This window comes from Allohoeflea poritis, assembly GCF_027889715.1.
Classification (GTDB): Bacteria; Pseudomonadota; Alphaproteobacteria; order Rhizobiales; family Rhizobiaceae; genus Hoeflea_A; species Hoeflea_A poritis.
Genome location: NZ_JAPJZH010000002.1, coordinates 319874 through 344198 on the forward strand (window position 1 = coordinate 319874; position 24325 = coordinate 344198).

General features: G+C 61.9%; 19 protein-coding genes. 4 read left to right on the top strand and 15 right to left on the bottom strand.

All coding sequences use genetic code 11. The features are described 5' to 3' along the window. Positions 1–134: 134 nt before the first annotated feature. Positions 135–1295 carry an NAD(P)/FAD-dependent oxidoreductase gene (locus OOZ53_RS04515; RefSeq protein WP_271088130.1) on the bottom strand — a complete coding sequence of 387 codons (1161 nt, stop codon included), beginning with the start codon at positions 1293–1295 and terminating at the stop codon, positions 135–137. Positions 1296–1433: 138 nt separating this feature from the next. Beyond that, positions 1434–3905 carry a GcvT family protein gene (locus tag OOZ53_RS04520; RefSeq protein ID WP_271088131.1) on the bottom strand — a complete coding sequence of 824 codons (2472 nt, stop codon included), beginning with the start codon at positions 3903–3905 and terminating at the stop codon, positions 1434–1436. A 329-nt stretch (positions 3906–4234) separates the two neighbouring features. On the opposite strand from OOZ53_RS04520, the gene pdxR reads away from it, so the two are divergent. Next, positions 4235–5713, top strand: coding sequence for a MocR-like pyridoxine biosynthesis transcription factor PdxR (gene pdxR, locus OOZ53_RS04525; RefSeq protein WP_271088132.1), 1479 nt, complete (start codon positions 4235–4237; stop codon positions 5711–5713). Positions 5714–5833: 120 nt separating this feature from the next. Beyond that, a complete protein-coding gene (gene xsc / locus OOZ53_RS04530) occupies positions 5834–7609 on the top strand; it encodes a sulfoacetaldehyde acetyltransferase (protein WP_271088133.1) in 1776 nt (591 codons plus the stop codon). A gap of 77 nt (positions 7610–7686) precedes the next feature. On the opposite strand, the gene OOZ53_RS04535 is transcribed toward xsc, so the two are convergent. The 5 genes from OOZ53_RS04535 to OOZ53_RS04555 all read right to left on the bottom strand — a co-directional run bounded on the left by OOZ53_RS04535 (position 7687) and on the right by OOZ53_RS04555 (position 13896). Then, positions 7687–9261: a trimethylamine methyltransferase family protein gene (locus OOZ53_RS04535; RefSeq protein ID WP_271088134.1), complete on the bottom strand. Its 1575-nt coding sequence runs from the start codon at positions 9259–9261 to the stop codon at positions 7687–7689. A 43-nt stretch (positions 9262–9304) separates the two neighbouring features. Continuing rightward, the gene (locus tag OOZ53_RS04540) at positions 9305–11740 is read right to left on the bottom strand and encodes a GcvT family protein (protein WP_271088135.1); all 2436 of its coding nucleotides are present in this window, start codon (positions 11738–11740) and stop codon (positions 9305–9307) included. A 17-nt stretch (positions 11741–11757) separates the two neighbouring features. Beyond that, entirely contained in the window at positions 11758–12354 is a 597-nt protein-coding gene (locus OOZ53_RS04545; protein ID WP_271088136.1) for a helix-turn-helix domain-containing protein, read from the bottom strand. A 120-nt stretch (positions 12355–12474) separates the two neighbouring features. Continuing rightward, entirely contained in the window at positions 12475–13638 is a 1164-nt protein-coding gene (locus OOZ53_RS04550) for an NAD(P)/FAD-dependent oxidoreductase (protein ID WP_271088137.1), read from the bottom strand. 21 nt (positions 13639–13659) lie between these two features. Next, complete coding sequence (locus OOZ53_RS04555; RefSeq protein WP_271088138.1) at positions 13660–13896, bottom strand: Lrp/AsnC ligand binding domain-containing protein; 237 nt, start codon at positions 13894–13896, stop codon at positions 13660–13662. Between the two features lie 234 nt (positions 13897–14130). Here OOZ53_RS04555 and speB point away from each other — a divergent pair, with 234 nt between their 5' ends. Both speB and OOZ53_RS04565 read left to right on the top strand, forming a co-directional pair. Then, complete coding sequence (speB, locus tag OOZ53_RS04560; RefSeq protein ID WP_271088139.1) at positions 14131–15111, top strand: agmatinase; 981 nt, start codon at positions 14131–14133, stop codon at positions 15109–15111. Between the two features lie 96 nt (positions 15112–15207). Continuing rightward, complete coding sequence (locus tag OOZ53_RS04565) at positions 15208–16035, top strand: alpha/beta hydrolase (RefSeq protein ID WP_271088140.1); 828 nt, start codon at positions 15208–15210, stop codon at positions 16033–16035. Here the strand turns inward: OOZ53_RS04565 and ccoS are convergent. The 8 genes from ccoS to ccoN form a co-directional block, all read right to left on the bottom strand. Beyond that, a complete protein-coding gene (gene ccoS / locus OOZ53_RS04570) occupies positions 15974–16195 on the bottom strand; it encodes a cbb3-type cytochrome oxidase assembly protein CcoS (protein ID WP_271088141.1) in 222 nt (73 codons plus the stop codon). The two genes, OOZ53_RS04565 and ccoS, sit on opposite strands and share 62 nt — an antisense overlap. After that, a complete protein-coding gene (locus OOZ53_RS04575; protein WP_271088142.1) occupies positions 16192–18492 on the bottom strand; it encodes a cation-translocating P-type ATPase in 2301 nt (766 codons plus the stop codon). The genes ccoS and OOZ53_RS04575 overlap by 4 nt, the downstream gene beginning before the upstream one ends. Next, complete coding sequence (locus OOZ53_RS04580; RefSeq protein ID WP_271088143.1) at positions 18492–18995, bottom strand: FixH family protein; 504 nt, start codon at positions 18993–18995, stop codon at positions 18492–18494. The genes OOZ53_RS04575 and OOZ53_RS04580 overlap by 1 nt, the downstream gene beginning before the upstream one ends. Next, a complete protein-coding gene (ccoG, locus tag OOZ53_RS04585; protein ID WP_271088144.1) occupies positions 18992–20560 on the bottom strand; it encodes a cytochrome c oxidase accessory protein CcoG in 1569 nt (522 codons plus the stop codon). Before ccoG ends, OOZ53_RS04580 begins: the two co-directional genes overlap by 4 nt. 201 nt (positions 20561–20761) lie before the next feature. Beyond that, entirely contained in the window at positions 20762–21625 is an 864-nt protein-coding gene (gene ccoP, locus OOZ53_RS04590; protein WP_271088145.1) for a cytochrome-c oxidase, cbb3-type subunit III, read from the bottom strand. 3 nt (positions 21626–21628) lie between these two features. Further along, entirely contained in the window at positions 21629–21805 is a 177-nt protein-coding gene (locus OOZ53_RS04595; protein WP_271088146.1) for a cbb3-type cytochrome oxidase subunit 3, read from the bottom strand. 11 nt (positions 21806–21816) lie between these two features. Next, positions 21817–22548 (bottom strand): cytochrome-c oxidase, cbb3-type subunit II, encoded by a 732-nt coding sequence (gene ccoO / locus OOZ53_RS04600; protein ID WP_271088147.1) that lies wholly within the window; start codon positions 22546–22548, stop codon positions 21817–21819. A 12-nt stretch (positions 22549–22560) separates the two neighbouring features. Next, the gene (gene ccoN / locus OOZ53_RS04605) at positions 22561–24183 is read right to left on the bottom strand and encodes a cytochrome-c oxidase, cbb3-type subunit I (RefSeq protein ID WP_271088148.1); all 1623 of its coding nucleotides are present in this window, start codon (positions 24181–24183) and stop codon (positions 22561–22563) included. Between the last annotated feature and the right edge of the window lie 142 nt (positions 24184–24325).

Below are 24325 nucleotides of genomic sequence, written 5' to 3' on the forward strand. Positions count from 1 at the left end.
AGGGTCCGCAATCCGTTTCATGGAGAAAGGTTGCCACTCTTCCAGAGATATTTCAAGCTTAAAATTTTTAGGTAGAAATGTTTTTAAACTTCAACAGAATGGCGTTGAACGGAAGCGGATTTTCCGGATGCCAGTCAACTTTCGCCGGCCTGCGATCGCCGCCGCAGACGAAGCGGCGAGACGTCTGTTGCCCTGAAACCGCGCTGTTCAAGGCCTTCGGGTACCGGTCTTCCGGTCACCAGCCGGGCCGCGAGCTGCGAGAGGCCGGGGGCGGTCTGGATGCCGTAGCCGCCCTGACCGGCCAGCCAGAACAATCCTTCGACGGACGGATCGTACCCGCAGACCGGCGCATGATCGCCGACGAATGTCCGCAAGCCCGCCCAACAGTTCTCCACGCGCTTTACATCAACGCTGAAGGCGCGCTGGATTCGGTCGATACAGATCGCGATATCCATCTCTTCCGGCTGCGCGTCGCATGGCGCGGACGGTGTTTCGTCGGCCGGCGAGATCAGCAGCCGGCCTGCATCCGGTTTGAGATAGAACTGTTCGTCCACGTCAACGGTAATCGCCCATCTGGACGGATCGGCGCCCTCCGGCGCGGCGATGACAAGCGCCGTGCGGCGTTTTGGAACAAGGCCCGCCGGATCTGCACCCATGATGGCCGCCAGCTCATCGGCCCAGGCGCCCGCCGCATTGACGACAACCGGCGTGACGATCGTGTCGTGACGCGTCGAAAGGACCCACGACCCGTTCTTGCGCTCGGCGGCCTTGACTTCCGATCCGACAACCACCTCGCCGCCACGCTGCCTCAGACCGCGCAGATAGCCATGGTGAAGCGCATTCACATCGATATCGCTTGCCTGTTCCTCGTAGAGCCCGCCGGCGACGTAGCCCGGCCGCAACAGTGGAGACAGGGCGCGGATTTCGTCTTCATCGAGCATCCGCAGGCCCGTGCTGCCCGACAGCCTGCACCGAAGCGCCTCGAGACTGTCCATCTGGTCGTCTCGTGCCGCGTAAAGAACGCCGCGCGGCGTAAGCAGTGGATGTTCGCCGAAGACCTCCGGCGGGTTTTCGTAGAACACCCGCGACTGGCTGGTCAGCACCCGGATCGGCGCCGGCCCGTAAAATTCGGAAAAGACGGCGGCGGAGCGCCCGGTTGTATGGTAGCCCGGGTGGCTTTCCATTTCGATGACGACGACACGCGCGTCGGCGGCCAGCTCATAGGCGACCGATGCGCCCGCGATGCCCGCGCCGACAATGGCGATATCAAACTTTCGATGGGAATTCTGACTCAATACCGGCTCCACTATCCCGAATGAGGGCCATCACGATTCGGCCCGCCGGGGGACAACCGGCAGTTTATTCAGCCGCGCACAAATTCAAATAAAAAAATTTACTCTCCGGTCAAACCATGTGGCGAGCGCATCAAACGATTATTGCCGGATCCGCTCGCTTTTCGGATCGTAAAGCGGTTTCAGGCTGGCGATCGCCTCAAACCGCTCACCGGCAACTTCGATCTCGAATTTCGACGCGAGCATGTCCTTGCCGCTCTCGCCGTCGCGCACCGGCACGTAGCCGAGCCCCACCGCGCCGCCGAGATGATGCCCGTAATTGCCGGATGTAAGGTAGCCCGCAATCTCGCCGTCGCGGACGATCGGCTCGGCATGGAAAAGCAACGGTTGCGGGTCGACAAGCTGGAACTGCACCAGCCGCTTGGTCAGCCCGTCGCGCTTGCGGTCGAGCACCGCCTCACGACCGATGAAAGGTCCGAAACGGCCGTCGGGCTTGTCCGTCTTCACCGCAAAACCGAGGCCGGCTTCCAGAACATGATCCTCATCGGTGATGTCGTGGCCGAAATGACGATAGGCCTTTTCCATGCGGCAACTGTCCAGCACATGCATGCCCGCCAGGCGCAGCCCCTCGCCCTCGCCGGCGGCCATCATCGTGTCGAAGACGTGCCGTGCCATGTCAGCTGACACATAGAGCTCCCAGCCGAGTTCGCCGACATAGGTAATGCGGTGCGCGCGCACCGTCGCCATGCCGAGCTCGATGGTCTGAAACGTTCCGAACGGGAAGGCTTCGCTAGAAAGGTCGGCCGGCGTTGCCTGCTGCAGGATCTTGCGGGCATTCGGGCCCATCACGCCAAGCACCGCCTCGCTGCTGGTGACATTGACGGCAATGCAGCGCGCCTCTTCGGGAATGTGACGCCTGAGCCAGGTGAAATCGCGATTGGCGACGGCCGCGCCGGTCACGACCATGAAGCGGTTCGCCGCAAGCCGCGATACCGTCAGATCGGCTTCGATGCCGCCGCGTGCGTTGAGCCACTGCGTGTAGACGATCCGCCCCGGCGCGACGTCGATATCATTGGCGCAGATACGCTGCAGCACGTCCATCGCGTCGGGGCCTTCGACGAGGAACTTGCCAAAGGCCGACAGGTCAAACGCCGCCGCGCTTTCGCGGACGGCCCTGTGTTCTCCGGCCGCATAGGCGAACCAGTTCTGCCGCTTCCAGCTATATTCATATTCGGGTTTGACGCCCTTTGCGCGATCCTCGGCCGGCACGAACCAGTGCGGTCGCTCCCAACCCGCCGTCTCGCCGAAGCAGGCGCCGCGCTCGGCCATCTTTTCGTGAAAGGGCGTGTGCCGGACATTGCGGGCCGTCTCGTATTGCCGGTACGGGAAGTGGTCGGCGTAGAGAAGGCCTAGGGTCTCCGTCACCCGGTTTTTCAGATAGGTGCGGTTGCCCTGGAAGGGCTCCATGCGGCGTATATCCACATCCCACAGATCGAAGGGCGGCTCGCCCTCGACAATCCACTCGGCAAGCGCCTTGCCAGCCCCGCCGGCCGACTGGATACCGACCGAGTTGAAGCCGGCAGCAACAAAGAAATTCTCGACCTCCGGCGATGGGCCGAGCAGATAGCGGTCGTCCGGCGTAAAGCTTTCCGGCCCATTGAAGAACGTATGGATCCCGGCGCTTTCAAGCAGCGGCAGGCGCTCGACGGCCTTTTCGAGAACCGGCTGGAAATGGTCGAAATCCTCCGGCAATTCATCGAAGCAGAAATCCTCCGGTATGCCGTCCATGCCCCAGGGTTTGGACACCGGCTCAAACGCGCCGAGGAGGATTTTCCCGGCATCCTCCTTGTAATAGGCGCACTCGTCCGGCACCCGCAGCACCGGCAGGTTGCCGGGAAGGCCGGTGACGGCTTCCGTCAGGATGTAGAAATGCTCGCATGCATGCAGCGGCACGTTGACGCCGGCCATCCGCCCGACTTCGTGGCCCCACATGCCGGCACAGTTGACGACGATATCGGCGGTGATTTCTCCCTTGTCGGTGCGCGCGCCCGTCGCCCGGCCGTCCTTGGTATGTATGGCTTCGACCTTCGTGTTCTCGAAGACCTTCACGCCCTTGTTGCGCGCACCCCGCACCAGCGCCATGGCGATGTTGGCAGGATCGCCCTGCCCGTCGAGCGGAATGTGCAACCCGCCGACGACGCCATCCGTGTTGAGATAGGGGTACATGTCGCCGCAATCCTTCGCGGTGACGACATTCACCTCCACCCCATGGGTCTTGGCCATCGAGGCATTGCGCAGGAATTCCTCCATCCGCTCATCGCTCAGCGCCACGGCAAGCGATCCATTGCGCTTGAAACCCGTCGCAATGCCGGTTTCCGCCTCCAGCCCGCCGTAAAGCTCCTGGCTGTATTTAGCGAGCCGTGTCATGTTCATCGTCGCCCGCAGTTGCGCGATCAGTCCGGCCGCATGCCAGGTGGTGCCGCAGGTCAGTTGTCTGCGCTCGACGAGCACGACATCGCTCCAGCCGAGATGGGCGAGATGATAGGCGACGGAGCAGCCGACGACGCCGCCGCCGATGATGAGAACGCGGGTATGCCGGGGAAATTCGGCCATGATGGACTCCCTGCGGTACAGGCGGAAAGCGCCGCTGGTGAAATTTTTCCTGATATTTTCACGAAACGTGTGAAAGGTCCAGCCCGTTCTGCGAGATACGCCTGCGACCGGCAAGGGCGCGACATGGCAGGCCGCTTCTGGCCCATTGTGGCACCACCGCACACCCCGATGGCAAGACCATTCTGGCAGCAAATATCCCACCACCAAACGGCCAGTTGAACAGAATCCGGAGCCAGGACTTGATTTACGTGATCAGTTTGGCCTCATAATAGGGCCAGTTAATCGGGACAGAAAGGCGATCCGAACGCCAAAGGGAGCGCGACCGGACCATGCGCAATTCACTTTTTCATGTCGAACGCATGGAGATGACCACCCTCCAGACGCAGATTCGCGAGATGCTGGTCTCGGCGATGCTTTCCGGCCAGTTGCCGGTCGGCGCGCCGATCCCTTCCACGCGGGCCATGGCCAAGCGTCTGAAAGTGTCGCGCAACACGGTCATGCTGGCCTATCAGGCGCTGGCATCCGACGGTTATCTCGTCGCGCGCGAGCGCTCGGGCTTCTATGTCTCCCCCGATATCCATGACGGGACTGTCGCGGAGATGGCCGCGCTGCCGGAAGCAACGGGAGACCGGCCGGAACCCGATTGGCACGGCCGTTTCCGGGTTCAGCCGAGCAGCCAGACGAATGTCGAAAAACCCGACAACTGGCACGACTATCCCTATCCCTTCATCTACGGGCAGGCCGATGCGGCACTGTTCCCGATCGCCGCCTGGCGCGACTGCATGCGCCAGTCCATGGGCCGCAAATGGCTCGAGGCCTGGACCAACGACCATTTTGCCGAAGACGACAGGATCCTGATCGAACAGATACGCCAGCGCATCCTGACACGCCGCGGCATTCTTGCCGGCCCCGACGAGGTCCTGATCACCCTCGGCGCGCAGAACGCGCTCTATCTGCTCTCCAGCCTGCTCGTGAAGCGCGACACGACGGTTGCGATCGAGGACCCCGGCTACCGCGATATTCGCAACATCTTCCAATTGCGGACAGACCACATTCGCAATGTTCCCGTGGATTCGGAAGGCATCACGCTAAGCGACGAACTAAAGGGCTCGGAACTGGTCTTTGTCACGCCCAGCCACCAGTATCCGACCAACGTCACGATGAGCCTGGAACGCCGCAAGGCGCTCCTTGAATGGGCAAACGAGAACAACGGCCTGATCATCGAGGACGATTACGAGTTCGAGACGAATTACGAGGGCGAGCCGACGCCGGCGCTCAAATCGCTCGATCAGGGCCAGCGCGTCCTTTATGTCGGCAGCCTGTCGAAATCGCTGATGCCGGGCCTGCGCATGGGTTTCATGGTCGCGCCCGCGGCGCTGATCCGCGAGGCGCGCGCGTTGCGCCGGCTGATGCTGCGCCACCCGCCGGGCAACAATCAGGGCGTCGTCGCTTTGTTTTTGGCGCTCGGGCATCACGACACGCTGATCGGGCGCCTGCACCGCAGCTACCGCGATCGCTGGATCACCATGGGCAAGGCGCTTGACGCACACTTCCCCGGCTGGGCCGAAACGCCCGGCTTCGGCGGAACGTCCTATTGGGTCAAGGGGCCGAAATGGCTCGATTGCAATGAACTTGCCAGCCGGGCGCTCGAAGAGGGAATCGTCATCGAACCGGGCGATATCTATTTCTCGGATCCCGAAAACCACCGCAATTATTTCCGGCTCGGCTTCTCCTCCATCGCCGAGGAGCGTATCGAGCCGGGGATCGAGCGTCTGGCGGGCATCGTCCGCACCATGGCGCCCGGCTGAGACTGGTTCAAACTACCGGCTGATCTGGCTCTACGACATGGTGCCAGTTTGCCCCTATCAAGCAGAAAACATCCGCCGTGCAAGGCGTGATCCATCCGCATCCTGAGAGGAATAGCCGTTATGAAAATGACCACCGAGGAAGCCTTCGTAAAGGTTCTGCAGATGCACGGCATCGAGCATGCTTTCGGCATCATCGGATCGGCCATGATGCCGATCTCGGACCTTTTCCCGAAGGCCGGCATAACGTTCTGGGACTGCGCCCACGAAACCAATGCCGGCATTATCTGCGACGGCTATACGCGTTCCACCGGCAAGATCGCCATGGCGGTCGCCCAGAACGGGCCGGGCATCACCAATTTCGTCACTCCGATCAAGACCGCCTACTGGAACCACACGCCCATGCTTCTGGTCACGCCGCAGGCGGCCAACAAGACCATCGGCCAGGGCGGTTTCCAGGAAGTGGAACAGATGGCGCTGTTCCGCGACATGGTCTGCTACCAGGAGGAAGTGCGCGATCCCTCGCGCATGGCGGAAGTCCTCAACCGGGTTATTGAAAAGGCCATCCGCGGCTCCGCGCCCGCGCAGATCAACGTGCCGCGCGATTTCTGGACCCAGGTCGTCGATATCGAACTGCCGCAGATCGTCCGGCTGGAACGCCCGGCCGGCGGTGCGGATGCGATCGACCGCGCGGCCGAGCTTCTGTCGAATGCACGCTTCCCGGTCATCTTGTCCGGCGCCGGCGTCGTCATCGGCGGTGCCATCGACGATTGCCGCAAGCTCGCCGAGCGCCTCGATGCGCCGGTGGCCAGCGGTTATCAGCACAATGACAGTTTCCCGGGAAGCCATCCGCTCGCCTGCGGCCCGCTCGGCTACAACGGCTCCAAGGCGGCGATGGAACTGATTGCCCAGGCCGACGTCGTGCTGGCGCTTGGCACCCGGCTCAACCCGTTCTCCACCCTGCCCGGCTACGGCATCGACTACTGGCCGAAGGATGCCAGCATCATCCAGGTCGACATCAATGCCGACCGCATCGGCCTGACCAAGAAGGTCACCGTCGGCATTTGCGGCGATGCCAGGCTCGTCGCGCAGCAGATCCTCGAAAAGCTCTCGCCGTCGGCCGGCGACACGGACCGCGACGAGCGCAAGGCACTGATCCACCGCACCAAGTCGGCCTGGCTGCAGACCCTTTCGAGCATGGACCATGAGGATGACGATCCGGGCACCACCTGGAACCAGGACGCCCGCACAGACCAGCCGAACCGCATGTCGCCGCGCAAGGCCTGGCGCGCCATCCAGGCGGGCCTGCCGAAGGAGGCGATCATATCCTCCGATATCGGCAACAACTGCGCGATCGGCAATGCCTACCCGACCTTCGAGCAGGGCCGCAAATATCTGGCGCCCGGCCTGTTCGGGCCGTGCGGCTACGGATTCCCCGCCATTCTCGGCGCCAAGATCGGTTGCCCGGATACGCCGGTCGTCGGCTTTGCCGGAGACGGCGCTTTCGGCATTTCGATGAACGAGATGACCTCGTGCGGCCGCGACGAATGGCCGGCCATCACCATGGTGGTCTTCCGCAACTACCAGTGGGGCGCGGAAAAGCGCAACACGACGCTCTGGTTCGACAACAATTTCGTCGGCACAGAGCTCGATCCGCATCTGAGCTACGCGAAGGTCGCCGAGGGCTGCGGGCTGAAGGGCGTGACGGTTACCAATCAGGACGATTTGACAACAGCGCTGCACGAGGCCTGCAATGCCCAGAAAGACGGCGTCACCACCTTTATCGAGGTCATCCTCAACCAGGAACTCGGCGAGCCGTTCCGCCGCGACGCCATGAAAAAACCGGTCGAGGTGGCGGGCATCAATCCGGACGATATGCGTCCGCAACAAGGCGCGTAGGGCAAAGCAAGGGGCCGGCGCGACCGGCCCTTCGACCAGCGTCGGCTTTACCTGCCGACGCTGGAGAGTTCATGGAATTACTCCGCTTCCAACTCGATATTGAACCGCTCGCGAATGCGCCTGTCGAGATCTGCGGAGATATGTTTCGGAAAGACCGTTGAAAGAATCCGGTTCTTCTCCGCGATCGCCGTCTCCACGATATCCGGCCTGCCTTTTTCAACCCACTCCTTGGGGCTCGTCCGGTCGCCGATCACCGGATAGATATATTCGGTCTGCATCAGCGCCAGTGTCTGCTCGTGGCCGAGATAATGTCCCGGCCCGTTGATGGACACATCCTCGATCGAGGCGAGCGAAAGCGATTCGTCATTGACCTCGATACCGCGAACGCAGCGCATGCACTGACCCAGCATGTCGTTGTCGATGATCAGGCTTTCCAGCGAGAAGCCGAGCAGAGAGGCATGCATGCCGGCCGATTCATAGACCATGTTGAGACCGGAAAGTCCGGCCATCACATTGGTGATGCCTTTCTCGTATCCGGCCTGAACGTCCGGCACTTTGGAATCGGCGATGCCGGCCGCCGCGCCGCCCGGAAGGTCATAGAAATGGGCCATCTGCGCGCAGGCCGCCGAAAGCAGCGCCTGCTCGCCCGATCCGCCCGACATGGCGCCGGTGCGCAGATCGGACACGAAGGGCCAGGTGCCGAATATCGCCGGATGTCCCTTTGAGATGGCATTCACATAGACCAGGCCGGCAAGCACCTCGGCAACCGCCTGCACCACCGCCCCGGCAATCGCCGCCGGCGCGGTCGCACCCGCCTGCCCCGCCGAAAGCAGCAGAACCGGCATGCCCGCGCGCACGCATTGCTCGAGCACATGACAGGCATCCTCGGCAAACCGCAGCGGCGGCACAACGAAACAGTTCGAGTTGGAAACGAAGGGGCGCGCCCTGAAAGCCGCTTCGCCACCGGCGATCATATGCAGCATTTCCAGCGATGGCTTCACGCTCTCGCCGACCGAAAAACTCGTTCCGATATGCTTGGTTGTTCCCAGAAGGCAGGCATAGAGCGTGTTGATGTCGAGTTGGACAGGATCGGGAATATCGCGTGCGACCACGGGCCGTTGGAAGAAATGCACATTGTCCAGTGTTTCGACGATACGGGCCGCGTCATAAAGATCGCGTAACTCGGATTCGCGGTATTCGCGCCTTTCCACGTCGACGATATGCACCGCCGCGCCGGCTGTCCCGAAATGCACCTTCTTGCCGGACAAAATCATATCGTGCGCGGGATCCTGGCCGCAAATCGTCAAGTTGCGGGCCGCGTTTCGCACCGTGTCCATGACCAGTTCGCGCGGAAACCGCAATCGTCCGTCCTCGCCATAGGTCGCGCCGGCGGCTGTGCACACATCTATGCAGCTCTCGATCGGCTGTCCCATCCCGACATCCTCAAGGACGGTGAGCGCCGCCTCGTGAATGCGTTCCAGATCGTTTTCCGAAAGCGGGCGATAACTGCCCGACGACATGCCCGGCCGGACCGGGCGCACCGATTTGTCCAGCGGCGCGGCGCGCATGGCCCGCCTTGCTTCGCGTCCTCCCGAACGGCGTCTTTCCCGTTCCACGCCCGGCACCTCCACCTCGTCAACAAGCTTCGACATCGGCGTCAATCCTCCAATATGCGGCCGCTCAACTCCTCCGGCACTATGCCCGCAAACGCTCGTTTTCCGGATCGTAGATGACTTCCGGAACGACCGTTGCGGGTCGTTTTTCGCCATAGATATCGACCAGGAGCCGCGTTCCTTCCGCTGTCTGCGCGGCATCCACATAGCCGAGCGCGATGGACTTTCCGGTACGGTGTCCGAAACCGCCCGACGTGATCAGTCCGACGCGCTGGTCGCCCGAGAAAACCGGGCTTCCGTAAGGCGCTTCGGTGCCGTCTCCCGGCTCGAGCTCCATGGCGACGAACCGCTCGGCGACGCCCTCCTGGCTTTGCTTCAACAGCGCCTCGCGACCGATAAACTGCGTCTTGTTCAGCTTGACGAAACGGTCGACGGCGGATGTCAGTGGCGTATATTCGGAAGACAGATCCTGTTTCCAGCCTCGATAGCCCTTTTCAAGGCGCATCGAATCCATCGCATACATGCCGAAATGGCCGATACCGTGCGCTTCGCCGGCTTCCAGCAATTGCTTGTGCACCGCCGCCATGGTCTCCATCGGCATGTGCAGCTCATAGCCGAGTTCGCCGACGAAATTGACCCGCAATACGAGCCCGTGCGCCATGCCGATCGTGATCGGCGCGGCACACAGCCAAGGCAAGGCCGCGTTCGAGGGGTCTTCATCGGCAATCGCTGAGAGGATTTCACGCGATTTCGGCCCTGCCAGCACCAGCGTGCCGTAGCGGGCGGTGATATCCTCCAGCGACACCGAACCATCATCCGGCATGTGCTGCTTGAGCCAGTCGCGGTCGTGCCAGTAGCCCGCCGCCGGCCCGATCAGCCAGAACCGATCATCGGCGAGCCGCGTGATCGTCAGCTCGGTCATCACCCGGCCGCTTTCGGCGCAGAAATAGGCCAGCGACACACGCCCCTGCCGCGGAAGCGATCCCGTGATCATGCCGTCGAGCCAGTCGGCTGCGCCCGGTCCTGAAAGCTCGAACCGTGTGAAGCCGGTCAGGTCGAGAATGCCGGCACGCTCGGTGACGGTCTTGACCTCGGCGGCGATCGCATCGTCGAAATGCGGCCGTCCATGGGTCAGGTCCGGCTCCGGCCGGTCGCCCTCGCGGGCAAACCAGAGCGGCCGCTCCCAGCCGCCGAAACTGCCGAACTGCGCACCGTGTTCCGCCATGGCATCGTAGAGCGGCGAGGCCTTTGCCGGACGTCCTGCCGGCCACGGCCGGTGCGGCAGATGCATCGCATATTCGTTCTGATAGACCTCGATGGCCTTGACCGTCGCGTATGTTTTCGTCGCGTAGTCGGTGAAACGCCGCGGATCGACCATCCAAAGATCGAGTTCCGTTTCGCCTTCGGTAATGAACTCGGCGATCACCTTGCCGGCCCCGCCTGCCTGGCATATGCCGAATGTGAAAACGCAGGCTTCGAAGAAGTTGGTCAGCCCGGGCGCCGGACCGATCAGCGGCAAGCCGTCCGGCGCGTAAGGGATCGGCCCGTTGATGACCTTCTGCACGCCGCCGGTCGCCAGCATCGGCACCCGCTCGCAGGCGGCGTTGATATACCATTCGAGCCGCTCCAGATCGTCCGGATAGAGCTGGAAGGCGAAATCCTCGGGTGTGCCTTCTTTCAGCCAGTGCGGCGTCGCCTGCCACTCATAGGGCCCGAGGATGAGCCCGTTGCCCTCCTGGCGCAGATAGTAGCTGTCGTCCGGATCGCGCAGCAGCGGCACTTTCTTGTCCAGCGCCTCCAATTCGCCGATCGCCTCGGTCACCAGGTACTGGTGCGACATGGTCACCATCGGAATGTCCCGCCCGACCATGCGGCCGATTTCATCGGCGTAGTAGCCAGCCGCATTGATGACGATCTCGGCATGGACGCTGCCCTTGTCCGTCGTCACGTCCCAGGTGCCGTCGGCCCGCTGGGACAGCCCCGTCACCTTGGTAAAGCGCGCCACCTTGGCACCCTTGTCGCGCGCGCCCTTGGCAAAAGCCTGGGTAAGCTGCGCCGGATCGATGTCGCCGTCTTCGGAGTCCCAGGCGCCACCCATGAGGTCGTGCGTCTCCAGCCAGGGATAGTATTTGCCCTTCAGTTCCTGTGCGGAGAGCACGTCCATGTCCATGCCGGCGGCATTGGCCATGGAAGCGACATGCTCGAACTCCTGCATGCGCTCTTTCGAGTGCGCCAGGCGCACGGCACCCGTCATGTGGCGGTTGATGGGATAGCCGACCTCGTCGCCGAGCCTGTTGTAGAGCCGCGAGCCGTAGTTCTGCAGCTTCATCAGGTTGAGATTGCCGGAGAAATTCGGCGTATTGCCGGCCGCGTGCCAGGTCGAACCGGATGTCAGCTCGTTCTTCTCGATCAGCAACACATCGGTCTCGCCGGCCATCGCCAGATGATAAAGACAGCTTGCGCCGACGGCGCCGCCACCGATGATGACAACACGGGCGTGGGAAGCGAGCTCGGCCATATGAACCTCACTATTGTTCAGTAGATGGGTGGGGAGACGACCCAGATCGCGACAGCCGGTTCGTCCGAGTTGTTCTCCCAGTCGAACTCTTCTTCCTTGAAGCGGAAACTGTCACCGGCATGGACCGTGAATTTCTTGTCGCCAATGCGGATATCGAGCATGCCGGACACCATATAGGCGGTCTCCTCCGTCATGCGCAGCGCTGGCCTGGAGCGCTTCGAACGGGGCGCGAAAATGCTGCGGATCACTTCGAAGGAACCGGACAGGTCCGGTGAAAGCAGTTCTTCGGCCAGCCCGCCTTCAGTATCGCCGCTCGTGCGCCTCAAGCCGGCCCGCGTGATATAACCGCGTTCCGCCTCCGACACGTCCGACAACACCAGAAACCAGCCCAGCGGCACACCGAACAGGTCGGCGACCTGCCGCAGTTCTTCGGTCGAAAGCTCCGATATGCCGCGCTCGACCTGGCTGAGATAGCCGATCGAGCGGCCGAGCTTGACCGCCATTTCGGTCAGCGTCATGCCCTTTGATTGCCGGATCGCCCTGATGTCCCGGCCGATATCAGCCGACACGTTACCCGGGTCGTATTTTTCCGCCTGCGCGCCGTCGCTTGCCATTGTGCCGTCCAAACCGTTTGCGTCACGCGCCAGCCCGCTGGCGAGACATGCCGGCGAGCTTCCATCAACGCTGATGAAAAATCAACAGTTATTTTCACGGGCGGCAAATGCGCCGGATTGCTAGTCCTGGCTCGCCAGTTCCCGGCGCGCCATCATGTGGGCACGCGGCATGTTGACGGCATCGACGCAAAGCAGCCGATCGCCGGCAAAGTAGCGCACGGCAAAGGCGTTCTCCGCCTCGTCTCCCTCGACTTCGGTGCGGTCGTAGCCCTGTGAGAGACCGGCAATCTGCAGCTTGATGTCATACTGGTCCGACCAGAACCAGGGCACAGGATCGTACAACTCGTCCGAACCGAGCATGGCCCCGGCCGCGTGCTTGCCCTGGTCGATGGCGTTCTGGACGCTTTCAAGCCGGATATGTCGCTGGTAGCGCCCCGAATAGAAGCTCGAGCAGTCGCCGGCCGCGTAGATATCCGGATCGGACGTGCGACACGTCCCGTCGGTCGAAACGCCATTCTCGATCGTCAGGCCCGCCTGCACGGCAAGTTCGCAGACCGGCTCGGCACCGACCGCCATGAGGATCATGTCGGCCTCGATTTCCTGCCCGTCGCGCAACCGGATCCGCTCGACCCGTCCAGCGCCCTCGATCGACTCCAGCACGGCATTGAGATGGATGGCCACGCCGTTCCTGCTGTGCGCACGGTGGAAATAGTCCGACATCTGCGGACAAACGACGCGCTGCAGGACCCGCTCCATGCCCTCGATCACCGTGACATCGTGCTTGAAGGAACGCAGCGCCGAAGCCACCTCCAGGCCGATATAGCCGCCGCCGATGATCGCTATTCGCGTCTCCGGCTTAAGCTCATTCGTGATCGCCTCGACATCGGCGATCGTGCGCATGTAGTGAACCCCTTCCAGGTCGAGGCCCGGCACCGGGATCTTGCGCGAACGCGTGCCGGTCGCCAGCAGCAGTTTCGAATAGGCAAGCGCATCGCCGCCCTGAAGCATCACCTTCCGGCTCCCCGGATCGATGCTTTCGACCCAAACGGAAAGCCGCGCATCGATATTGAACCGGTCGAAATAATCCGGCCCCTTGAGCATCAGGCGTTCCAGGCTCATCTCACCTTTCAGGAATGCCTTGGAAAGCGGCGGCCTCTGATAGGGCGCATGCGGCTCGTCGCCGATCAGGACAAGATCGCCATCATAACCCTGTTGGCGCAACGTTTCGGTCGCCTTCTGGCCGCACTGGCCGGCACCGATGATGATAATCGGATCATTCGCCATCGGATCGCTCCTGCAATGCCACTAAAATGCGGTGAAGGTCATCGTTGTCAGCGACCGGGCAATGCCGGGAATGTTCAACACATTGTCGTGGACATATTTACCGATATCCTCGCCCTTCGGAACGTAGATCTTCATCAGAAGATCGAACTCGCCGGACGTCGAATAGAGTTCCGACACGATCTCGCGGTCATAGAGCTTGTCGGCAACGGCATAGGCCTTGCCGGGCTGACACTGGAGTTGAACGAAAACGCAGGTCATGGCCTCCTCCAATCGCTGTTCACGCGCCCTGAACGCGGGTGCTGAAAGTCGCTGTACGTTACGCCGCCGAAAAGCCTTCATCCGGCCGGCAACCGGCGCATCTATTGCATCGATCGCGATCGCAGGCAATCATTATGCATACCGGTCCGGTTGCTATCGAAATCACGGCGCTGACAATGCGTGCCCGTCGCGTCAATGGCGTCGAAACCCAACGCTCCTTTACAGGAAAAATCAATGCCCGATCCCTTCTTCCAGCCCGTTTCGGGCATCGACTCGCCCCGCTTCGCCGGTGTCCCCACCTTCATGCGGCTTCCCCATGTCGAACTGGACGACAGCCGCATCGCCGATGTAGATGTCGGCCTTGTCGGCATTCCGTTCGACAGCGGAACGACCAACCGGCCGGGCGCGCGGCACGGCCCCCGTCAATTGCGCGATCAGTCAACCATGATCCGCATGAGCCACCCGGTGACACGCACCAATCCGTTTGAACTGGTCAATTGCGCCGATCTGGGTGACGTCAACCCGAACCCCGTCAGCATCGAGGACACATTCGAGCGCATCACGGCTTTCTACCGACGCCTGGCAAGCCAGGGCATCCGACCGCTTTCCTTTGGCGGCGATCATTCGCTGTCCTTTCCCGTGCTTCAGGGCATTGTCGACAAGGGCAACCCGGTCGGCATGATCCATTTCGACGCCCATACGGATCTCTTCGACGGCTATTTCGGCGATTTCAAGCTGACCCATGGCACACCGTTCCGTCGCGCCGTGGAGGCCGGGGTGCTCGACCCTGAACGCGTCGTGCAGATCGGCATCCGCGGCACGGCCTATGGCTTCGACGATATCGAATGGGCCGAAGAGCATGGGGTGCGTATCATTCGCATCGAGGAGTTCATGGACCGCGGCATCGAAGACGTCATGACCGAGGCGCGGCGGATCGTTGGGTCGGCCGAGACCTATATCAGCTTCGACATTGATTTCATCGACCCGGCCTTTGCCCCCGGCACCGGAACGCCCGAGATCGGCGGCCCCGACACCTACACGGCGCAGCGATGCGTGCGCCTTCTCGATGGCGTGAACATCATCGGCGCGGATGTGGTAGAGGTCTCGCCGCCGCTCGATCCGTCCGGCGCGACGGCCTGGGTCGGTGTCTCGATTGCCTTTGAAATCCTGTGCGTTCTCGCCCGCAGCCTGGAGGCCCGAAAGTCCGGCGCCTGAACCGGCATCGCATCCGGCTCATTCGCTGCCCACTTGCGCCAACGGTTTCTTTCAGGCCACAGTGTCGTACGGGATTGGAGAACTTGGAATTTCAGCATGCTGATGCACCAGATATCGGACTGGGACGACGCCTACGCCAACATGGCAAACATTCCCGGCGGCGAGGACTATCCGGCAAAATGGGCCGCTCAGGCAAAGCGGTTCCGGCAGGAATACCGCGCGACCGGGCGGGCCGAATTCGATGTCGAATATGGCGCCGGCGAGCGCAACACCTTCGATCTTTTTCATCCAGACGGTACGCCGAAAGGGCTGATCGTCTTCGTGCATGGCGGCTTCTGGCGGGCATTCGACAAATCGTCCTGGTCGCACCTTGCGGCCGGCCCGCTGGCTCACGGCTACAGCATCGCCCTGCCCTCCTACACACTTTGTCCCGATATCCGCATCGCCGGCATTACCGAGGAAGTCGGCGAGGCGGTGACGGCCGCTGCAGGCCGTGTGGGCGGCGCGATCCACCTGGCAGGCCATTCGGCCGGCGGCCATCTGGTGACGCGAATGGTTTGCCGCAATACGCCCCTGCCCCCGGATGTCATCGAGCGCATCCGGCTGACGGTCTCGATCAGCGGCGTTCACGATCTGCGTCCGCTGATGCGCACGGAGATGAACGACACGCTCAACATCGACCGCATGGAAGCGCTGACCGAAAGCCCGGCCTTGCTTGAGCCGGTCGGCGATACACGCCTGATCTGCTGGGTCGGCGGCGGGGAGCGTGCCGAGTTTCTTCGCCAGAATGCGCTGCTGGCCAGTATCTGGAAGGGTCTGGGTGCGGCGACGGTCGACGTCGAGGAGCCCGACCGTCACCATTTCAATGTGGTGGAGGGGCTCCAGGAGGCGGACCATCCGCTGACCTGCGCTTTGTGCGGCTAGCACCGTTGTCCGGAAGCGGCTCCTCGCTGTCATCCAATATGCGATGCGCCGCGCCTTCAAGATCCTCATATTGACCGGAACGGATGGACCACAGGAATGCGACCAGTCCGAGCGCGCCGAGAAACAGGGCCACCGGTATAAGGTAGAGCAGATTGTTCACTGCGCCGGTTCCGGTGCCTTCGCGCCAAGCCGATCATCCGGCTGAGACGCCGTCGCAAATTGCGCTGCCTTGCGCTTCCGGATCCTGAGGCGAAGCGCGTTCAATACAACGACGAGCGAGGAAGACGACATGGCCAGGGCCGCTACCAGCGGCGTGGCGTAGCCGAGGATGGCCGACGGAATGGCGATCATGTTGTAGACGATCGCAAGGCCGAAATTCTGGCGGATCAGGCTTCCGGCCTTCTTTGAGACGGCGATGGCATTGCTGACGGCTGAAAAGTTCTCGTGGAGGAACACGAAATCTGCGGCGTTGCGGCCGACATCGGCGGCGCTTGCCGGCGCCATCGATACATAGGCGCTGACCAGAGCCGGTGCGTCGTTGAGGCCGTCGCCGACCATCAGCACCTTCCTGCCCTCCTTGACCAGCCCCGATACATAGGCGGCCTTTTCGCCGGGCAGCACGCCGCTTCGATAGCGCGAGATGCCGAGTGTCTCCGCCAGCCGCGCGACAACGCCCGCCCTGTCGCCGGAGATAATTTCGACCGGATATCCCTCGGCCTTCAGTTCGGCGACGGTTGCCGCCGCGCCGCTGCGCAGGCGGTCTTCAAAAACGAAAGCCGCGAGGAACCGGCCGTCGGCACTGAGCACCGCCTGCCCCTTGTCCTCATTGTCGCCGCTTCCGCCGCCCGTAACGGCAAGAGCCCAGTCGGCGCGGCCGAGCCGGTAGGTCACCCCGTCGCGCCGTGCCTCGAGGCCTGCGCCCGGTACTTCCTCAATGGCTTCAAAATCAGCCGTTTGTGCACTGCCGGCCGCCTGGGCAAGCGCCCGCGACAGCGGATGCCGCGAATGGGTGCCGAGCTGCGCCGCCAGCTCCAGATATTCCGGCCGGATCGCATCGGCATTCAACAGGCGTGGCCGACCGAGAGTCAGCGTGCCGGTCTTGTCAAAGACGATCGTGTCGGCCTGTGCCAGGCGCTCCATTGCCACCCCGTCCTTGGCCATGATGCCGTCTTCGAAGAGACGCCCGGCAGCAACGACCTGAACGACCGGAACCGCCAGTGCCAGCGCGCAGGGGCAGGTTATGATCAGCACCGCGATCGCGATGTAGAGCGAATGGTGCCAGTCGCCGGATACGATCATCCAGCCGATGAAGGAAAACAGCGCCACCAGATGAACGACGGGCGCATAAAGCTCTGCCGCCCGGTCGGCGATACGCCGGTAACCGGCCTTACCGCTTTCGGCGCGTTCCATGAGCTGCATCATCTCGGCCAGGAAGGACTGGCTCGCGGGCGCCAGCGCTTCGATCGTCAATGGTCCGGTCAGGTTGAGCGTTCCGGCCCGCAGCACACTGCCTTGCGAGACGGTCTGCGGCGCGCTCTCGCCATTGACCAGCGAACAATCCAGGTCACTCGAGCCGGAAATGACCCGCGCATCGACCGGCACGCGGTCGCCGGCCGCCAGCAGGATTGTCATGCCCGCGCTGATATCGTCCACCGGCAGGAACACCTTGGAACCGTCGGATTTCAGGGTCATCGCCCCGCGTGGCGACAGTCGTGCCAGCCCCTTCACGGCCGAGCGCGCCTTTTCACGCATCATGTGATCGAGCGTGCGGCCGATCAAAAGGAAGAACAGCAGCGTGACCGAGGCGTCGAAATAGGCGTGTTCACCGGAATTGATCGTTTCATAAAGGCTCATGGCGAAGGCCAGGACCACCGCCAGCGATATCGGCACATCCATGTTGAGCCGCCCGTTCCGCAAGGCCGAAAAGGCGGAGCGGAAGAAGATCCGTCCGGAATAGGCTAATGCCGGAATGGCGATCAGCGCCGAGATCCAGTGAAACAGGTCGCGTGTCGCGGCCTCCGCCCCCGACCAGACCGAAACCGACAGGAGCATGATATTGGCGGCGGCGAAACCGGCCACCGCCAGCGAGCGCAGCATCATCGAAAGGGTCTTGTCTTCCGCTTCGCCGGCAAAGTCGAACAGATGCGCCTCATAGCCGAGCCGGTGCAGCGTCTGGATGATCGCGCCCGGATCGCCGGCGCCGTCCGACCAGGCGACACTGACCCGCTTTGTTGACATGTTGACGCGCGCATTATCAATGAATTCCAGCCGGTTAAGACCGTTTTCTATATTCCTGATGCAAGCGCCGCAATGAATACCCGGAACGCTGAGATCTGTCTGCCGCAGCCCGCTGCCGATATCGCGGCTGGCAAGCCGCATTTCCTCGCTGGACGGCCCGTCATGCAGCGCCTTCTCAAGCGCGACGGCCGATTCGGTTCCGGGCGCGCAGCAGCTCATTACTGGTTCCTGTCCGCTGAAATGATGACCCGCTGCACATCCGTATAGACGACGGCATCATCCTTTGAGGCGGTTGCCTTGACCAGCCACTGCCCGCTCGCAAGGCCGTGGCCAGCGGCGTAGCTGCCGTCTTCCCGTGCCTGCAACTCGATCAGCCGGTCCTGGTCCTCACGGACGGGGCGGCTGAAAGCGACGGTTACCCGATCCGCGGCGATGGGCGTGCCGAGCGCATTGGCCAGCGTGTAGCGCACGGTCTGCGTGTCCACCTCGATCGCGGACGTCCACCCCCGCGCCTTCATCGCCTCGACGCGCGCCACATCGGTGTCAAACTGCTGGCTCGCCACATACGTGTTCTTGACGATGAGACCGCTCCAGCTCGAACCGGCGAAATACGCCATCGTGGCGTTGACCGTTATGATCGTGCCGAAAAACAGAACCATCACGCCAAGCATGTGCCAGCCCGTGAAGGGACCGTGGAGTATGGAGCGGAATGTCTGCATCATTTATCCTCCGGGGCATCGAACGCCGCGTTGTAGACGTCCATTTCCGTGCTGGCCTTGTCTTCGGCAACGAGATTGAACTGGGTCTTGCCGGGCTGCACCAGATCGGATGGCTGTTTGATATAGACCTTGATCGTGCGCAGCCTATCAGGGTCGACCGGAATGGCAAAAGACCGGCCATCGGGTTGATCGATCCCGGTCACCGACATTGTGGCGCCGGGAAGTCCCTCGAGCGACAGGAAAATCACCCGCGGTTCGGGGATCATGTTGAGCAGCTTGACCGTGTATCCGTTGCGGATCGATCCGTCCGAAAGGGTGACGAATTGCGGATTGCGGTCATGCAGGACATTGAGTTCCAGCCGGTCGCGCGACAACAGCGCGAAGAGCAGGGCCAGGCCGACAAGTGCCCAGACGCCGAAATAGAGCATCGTCCGGAAACGGAAGATGATGCGCCAGTCGAAGTGCTGAATCTTGTCGATGAACGAGCCGTCCTTGTTGCGGATCAGGTCCGGACTGATCGGGCTCGTTCCGCCGGCCGTCGCCAGCTTCATGTTTTCCGTATATTCGTTGAGCGTCGCATAGGCGATCAGCCCGCGCGGCTTTCCGAGCTTGTCCATCACGCTGTCGCAGGCGTCGATGCAAAGCGCGCAGGTAATGCATTCGAGCTGCTGGCCATCGCGAATGTCGATACCCATCGGGCAGACCACCACACAGGCATTGCAATCGACACAGTCGCCGACGGCCTTGCCCTCGGCCTTCGCCCGCTTGGCGTGACGTGAGCGCGGCTCGCCCCGCCAGTCATTATAGGTGACCACCAGCGAGTTCTCGTCCAGCATCGCCGCCTGGATACGCGGCCACGGGCACATATAGGTGCAGACCTGCTCCCGCATCAGCCCGCCGAACACATAGGTCGTCGCCGTCAGCACCGCCACGGTGATATAGGCGACCGGTTCCGCCTGCCCCGTTACGGCGTTGACAAGCAGCGTCGGCGCATCGGCGAAATAGAAGATCCAGGCGCCGCCCGTCGCGACGGCAATCAGCAGCCATATCGCGTGTTTGGAGACCCGCTTGGCGAGCTTGTCGACCGACCATGACGCCTTGTCCAGCTTCATGCGCTGATTGCGTTCGCCCTCGATCGCCCGCTCAACGACCAGGAACAGATCGACCCAGACTGTCTGCGGACAGGTATAGCCGCACCAGGCCCGCCCGACGGCCGACGTGACCAGAAACAGGCCGAACCCGGCCATGACCAGAAGACCGGCAACGAAGAAGAATTCCTGCGGCCAGATTTCGATGAAGAAGAAATAGAAACGCCGGTTGGCGAGATCCACCAGCACCGCCTGATCCGGCGCGAACGGGCCGCGATCCCACCGGATCCACGGGGTCAGGTAATAGATACCCAGTGTGATGAACATGATCAGCCACTTGAAGCGGCGGAACTGGCCGCTGGCGCGCTTCGGGAAGATCTTCTTGCGCGCCTCGTAAAGCGGCTTGCGGGCCCAGGCGGCGTTGACGGCCTGGGCGTCGAACTGCTCGACATCGGTTGTTTGCGAACGAGTATCCGTCATTGGTGTCATCTTCGGTTGCGGTTGGTTGTACACGCTGCCTTGGTCTGCGGGACGATCGACGCCCTCCCCGATGGCCAAGTACGGCCTACACCAATCCGCCCCTTTATTGATCCGGCCGTCCTGCGACCGAACGATGCACTGCGGCGATTTGCCTGCCCCTCACGTGGGCGGCCCTTGGCCGCCGCAGTGCCATTTTAATGCCTACTGGCCGCCGCCCAAAGAGTGAACGAACACGGCGAGTTGCTTGATGACAGGCTCGCCGAGCCGGTCGACCCATGCGGGCATCACGCCGTGCTTGGGATTGGCGATCTGGCCGGCAATCTCGTCCTCGGTTTCACCGTAGAACCAGATCGCATCGGCAAGGTTCGGCGCGCCGAACTCGATATCGCCCGTGCCGTCATCACCGTGACATACCGCGCATTGCTCGGCATAGATCACGGAACCCGGCTCCACCAGCGACGCATCCGACGGATCGCCCGTCAGGCTGACCACATAGGCAGCCACCTGGCGAATTTCCTCCGGCTCCAGCAGGTCGGCAAATGCCGGCATGTCGGAGAAGCGCGAATCGTCCTCGGCTTCGTAGCGAACGCCATGCGCAATCGTCTGGTAGATGTTGTTGATGTCTCCGCCCCACAGCCAGCTGTCGTCATTGAGGTTCGGATAGCCGGGTGCGCCCTGCGCGCCGGAACCGTGACACTGAACGCAATTGACCTTGTAGGCGGCCGAACCGCCGGCGATCGCGAACTGCAGCAGGTCCGGATGCGAGGAAATCTCCTCGACCGGCATCTGCGCGATCCGGTCGACGAATTGTGACTGCACTTCCTCGGCCGCCGCCATTTCCTGTGCGACGCTGGCACGGCTTGAATAGCCGAGCAAACCCTTTGTCGCATCATTGATCAGCGGGATGGACGGATAGGCGATCATGTAACCGATACTCCACACGATGGTCGCGTAGAAGGTCCAGACCCACCAGCGCGGCATCGGCGTATTCAGCTCCTTGATGCCGTCCCACTCATGGCCGGTGGTCTCGGTACCGCTGATTTCGTCAATTTCTCTTTCAGACATCGTCTATTCCTTGTCATCCTTGTTCGGACCGTCTTCGTCCTTCAGCGGAATCCGGGCAATCTCGTCAGCTTCTTTCTTGCTGCCGGGCCGGAAGGTGTAGATCACCACCGCGACAAAGACGATCACCATGAACAGCAGGCCCCAGCTATCGGCAAAGGTCCGCATTGTCTGGTAATCCATGACCCGGTCTCCTAGCGGTAGCCCGAGGTCGGATCGTAGCTGGAGAAATCGACCAGCGTTCCGAGCATCTGGAGATATGCGACCAGCGCATCCATTTCGGTGAGCCTTGACGGATCGCCGTCGAAATCACCGAGAACGGCTTTCGGATAGCGCTCCTCGACCCCTGACCAGTCCGCGTCGGGATCGGCCTGGGCCTCGAGATCGGCTTTCGCATTCTCGATCATGGCCTCGTCATAGGGCACGCCCACGGTGACATTGGCTTTCAATTCAAGCGCGATGTTCTCGTAGTCCAGTTCCCGGTCGAGCAGGAATGCGTAGCTCGGCATAATCGATTCCGGGACCACCGAACGCGGCTCGACCAGATGCTGGACGTGCCATTCGTTGGAATAGCGGGCCCCGACCCGGGCCAGATCGGGCCCGGTGCGTTTCGAGCCCCACTGGAACGGATGATCGTACATCGATTCCGCGGCCAGCGAATACGGTCCGTAACGCTCCACTTCGTCGCGGAACGGCCGGATCATCTGGCTGTGGCAGACATAACAGCCTTCGCGGATATAGATGTTGCGCCCGGACAGCTCCAGCGGCGAGTACGGCCGCATGCCCTTCACCTTCTCGATGGTGTTCTCGAGATAAAAGAGCGGTGCGATCTCGACGATACCGCCGATACTGACGACCACCAGGGAGGTAACCAGCAGCAGGGTCGCGTTTTTTTCGAGTATTTTGTGCCTGTCAATCATTGCCATTTTGGTTATCTCCTATTCGGCCGGCTGCACGGCAGGCTGGCTGCCCGGTATGGGAGCTTCCTCCCGTTCCCGACCGAGGATGGTCATGATGATGTTGTAGCCCATGACGAGTCCGCCAACGAAGTACAGAGCACCACCGACGGTCCGCAGGATGTAGTAGGGCTTCATCGCGGCAACGCTCTCGGCGAATGAGTAGACCAGGAAGCCCTGATCATCATATTCGCGCCACATCAGGCCCTGCTGGATACCGGCCACCCACATCACCGCCGCATAGATGACGATGCCGAGCGTGGCGAGCCAGAAATGCCAGTTGACAAGCCGCAGCGAATAGAGCCGCTGGCGGTGCCAAAGCTTGGGCACCAGATAGTAGATGGCTCCGAAGGAGATCATTCCGACCCAGCCCAGCGCACCGGAGTGCACATGACCGATGGTCCAGTCGGTATAGTGGCTCAGGCTGTTCACCGCCTTGATCGACATGACCGGGCCTTCGAAGGTCGACATGCCGTAGAATGCGACGGCGATCACCATCATGCGCACGATCGGATCGGTCCGGATCTTGTCCCAGGCGCCCGACAGCGTCATCAGGCCGTTGATCATGCCGCCCCAGCTGGGCATCCACAGCATGACGGAAAAGACCATGCCGAGCGTCTGCGCCCAATCCGGCAGCGCCGTATAGTGCAGATGGTGCGGTCCGGCCCAGATGTAGAGGAAGATCAGCGACCAGAAGTGGATGATCGACAGGCGGTAGGAGTAAACCGGCCGGCCGACCTGCTTCGGGATGAAGTAGTACATCATGCCGAGGAAGCCTGCGGTCAGGAAGAAGCCGACCGCGTTATGGCCGTACCACCACTGCGTCAGCGCGTCCTGCACGCCGGCAAAAGCCGAAAAGCTCTTGGCGCCGAGGAAGGAAACCGGCACCGCCAGATTGTTGACGACATGCAGCATGGCGATCGTCACGATGAAGGCGAGGTAGAACCAGTTGGCCACATAGATATGCGGCTCCTTGCGCTTCATGAGCGTGCCGAGGAAGACCAGCAGATAGACGACCCAGACGACCGTCAGCCACAGATCGACATACCATTCCGGCTCGGCATATTCCCGGCCCTGGGTGATGCCCAGAAGATAACCGGTCGCCGCCATCACGATAAACAGCTGATAGCCCCAGAACACGAACCAGGCCGCATTGCCGCCCCACAGCCGCGCCCGCGTGGTGCGCTGCACGACATAAAAGGACGTCGCCAGAAGGGCGTTGCCGCCGAAGGCGAAGATCACCGCCGAGGTATGCAGCGGCCGCATGCGGCCGAAATTGAACCAGGGTTCTATGTTGAGATCCGGAAAGGCAAGCTGTGCGGCAACCACCACACCGACAAGAAAACCGACAATCCCCCAGAAGAGCGTCGCAACCGCCCCGTATTTGACCACTTCGTCACTGTAGCCGGATGTATCGGCCGGTGCGGAAGCGGCTTGCGCCGTGCTGAACTTGGCGTTGCGCAGCAGCACGACGACGGAGATCAGCAACACGAAAAACAGCACCCACATATGGGCTGCGAACATGTTGTCCCGTGCAAAGGCTGCACCAAGCAGAGCCAGAAAGGCTCCGATGCCGACAGCGACGGTCTCGACAGCGAATTTCATTGATTACCCCCAAATAGGCAGCATAACTAAGGTGGCGGGTCCCTTTCCCACCAAACAGGCCGCTTTATTTCAAAATATGCAAAGATCTTCATTGATCTCGATCAATGCAGCAATTGACCTTTTGACGCATATGTCACGGCTA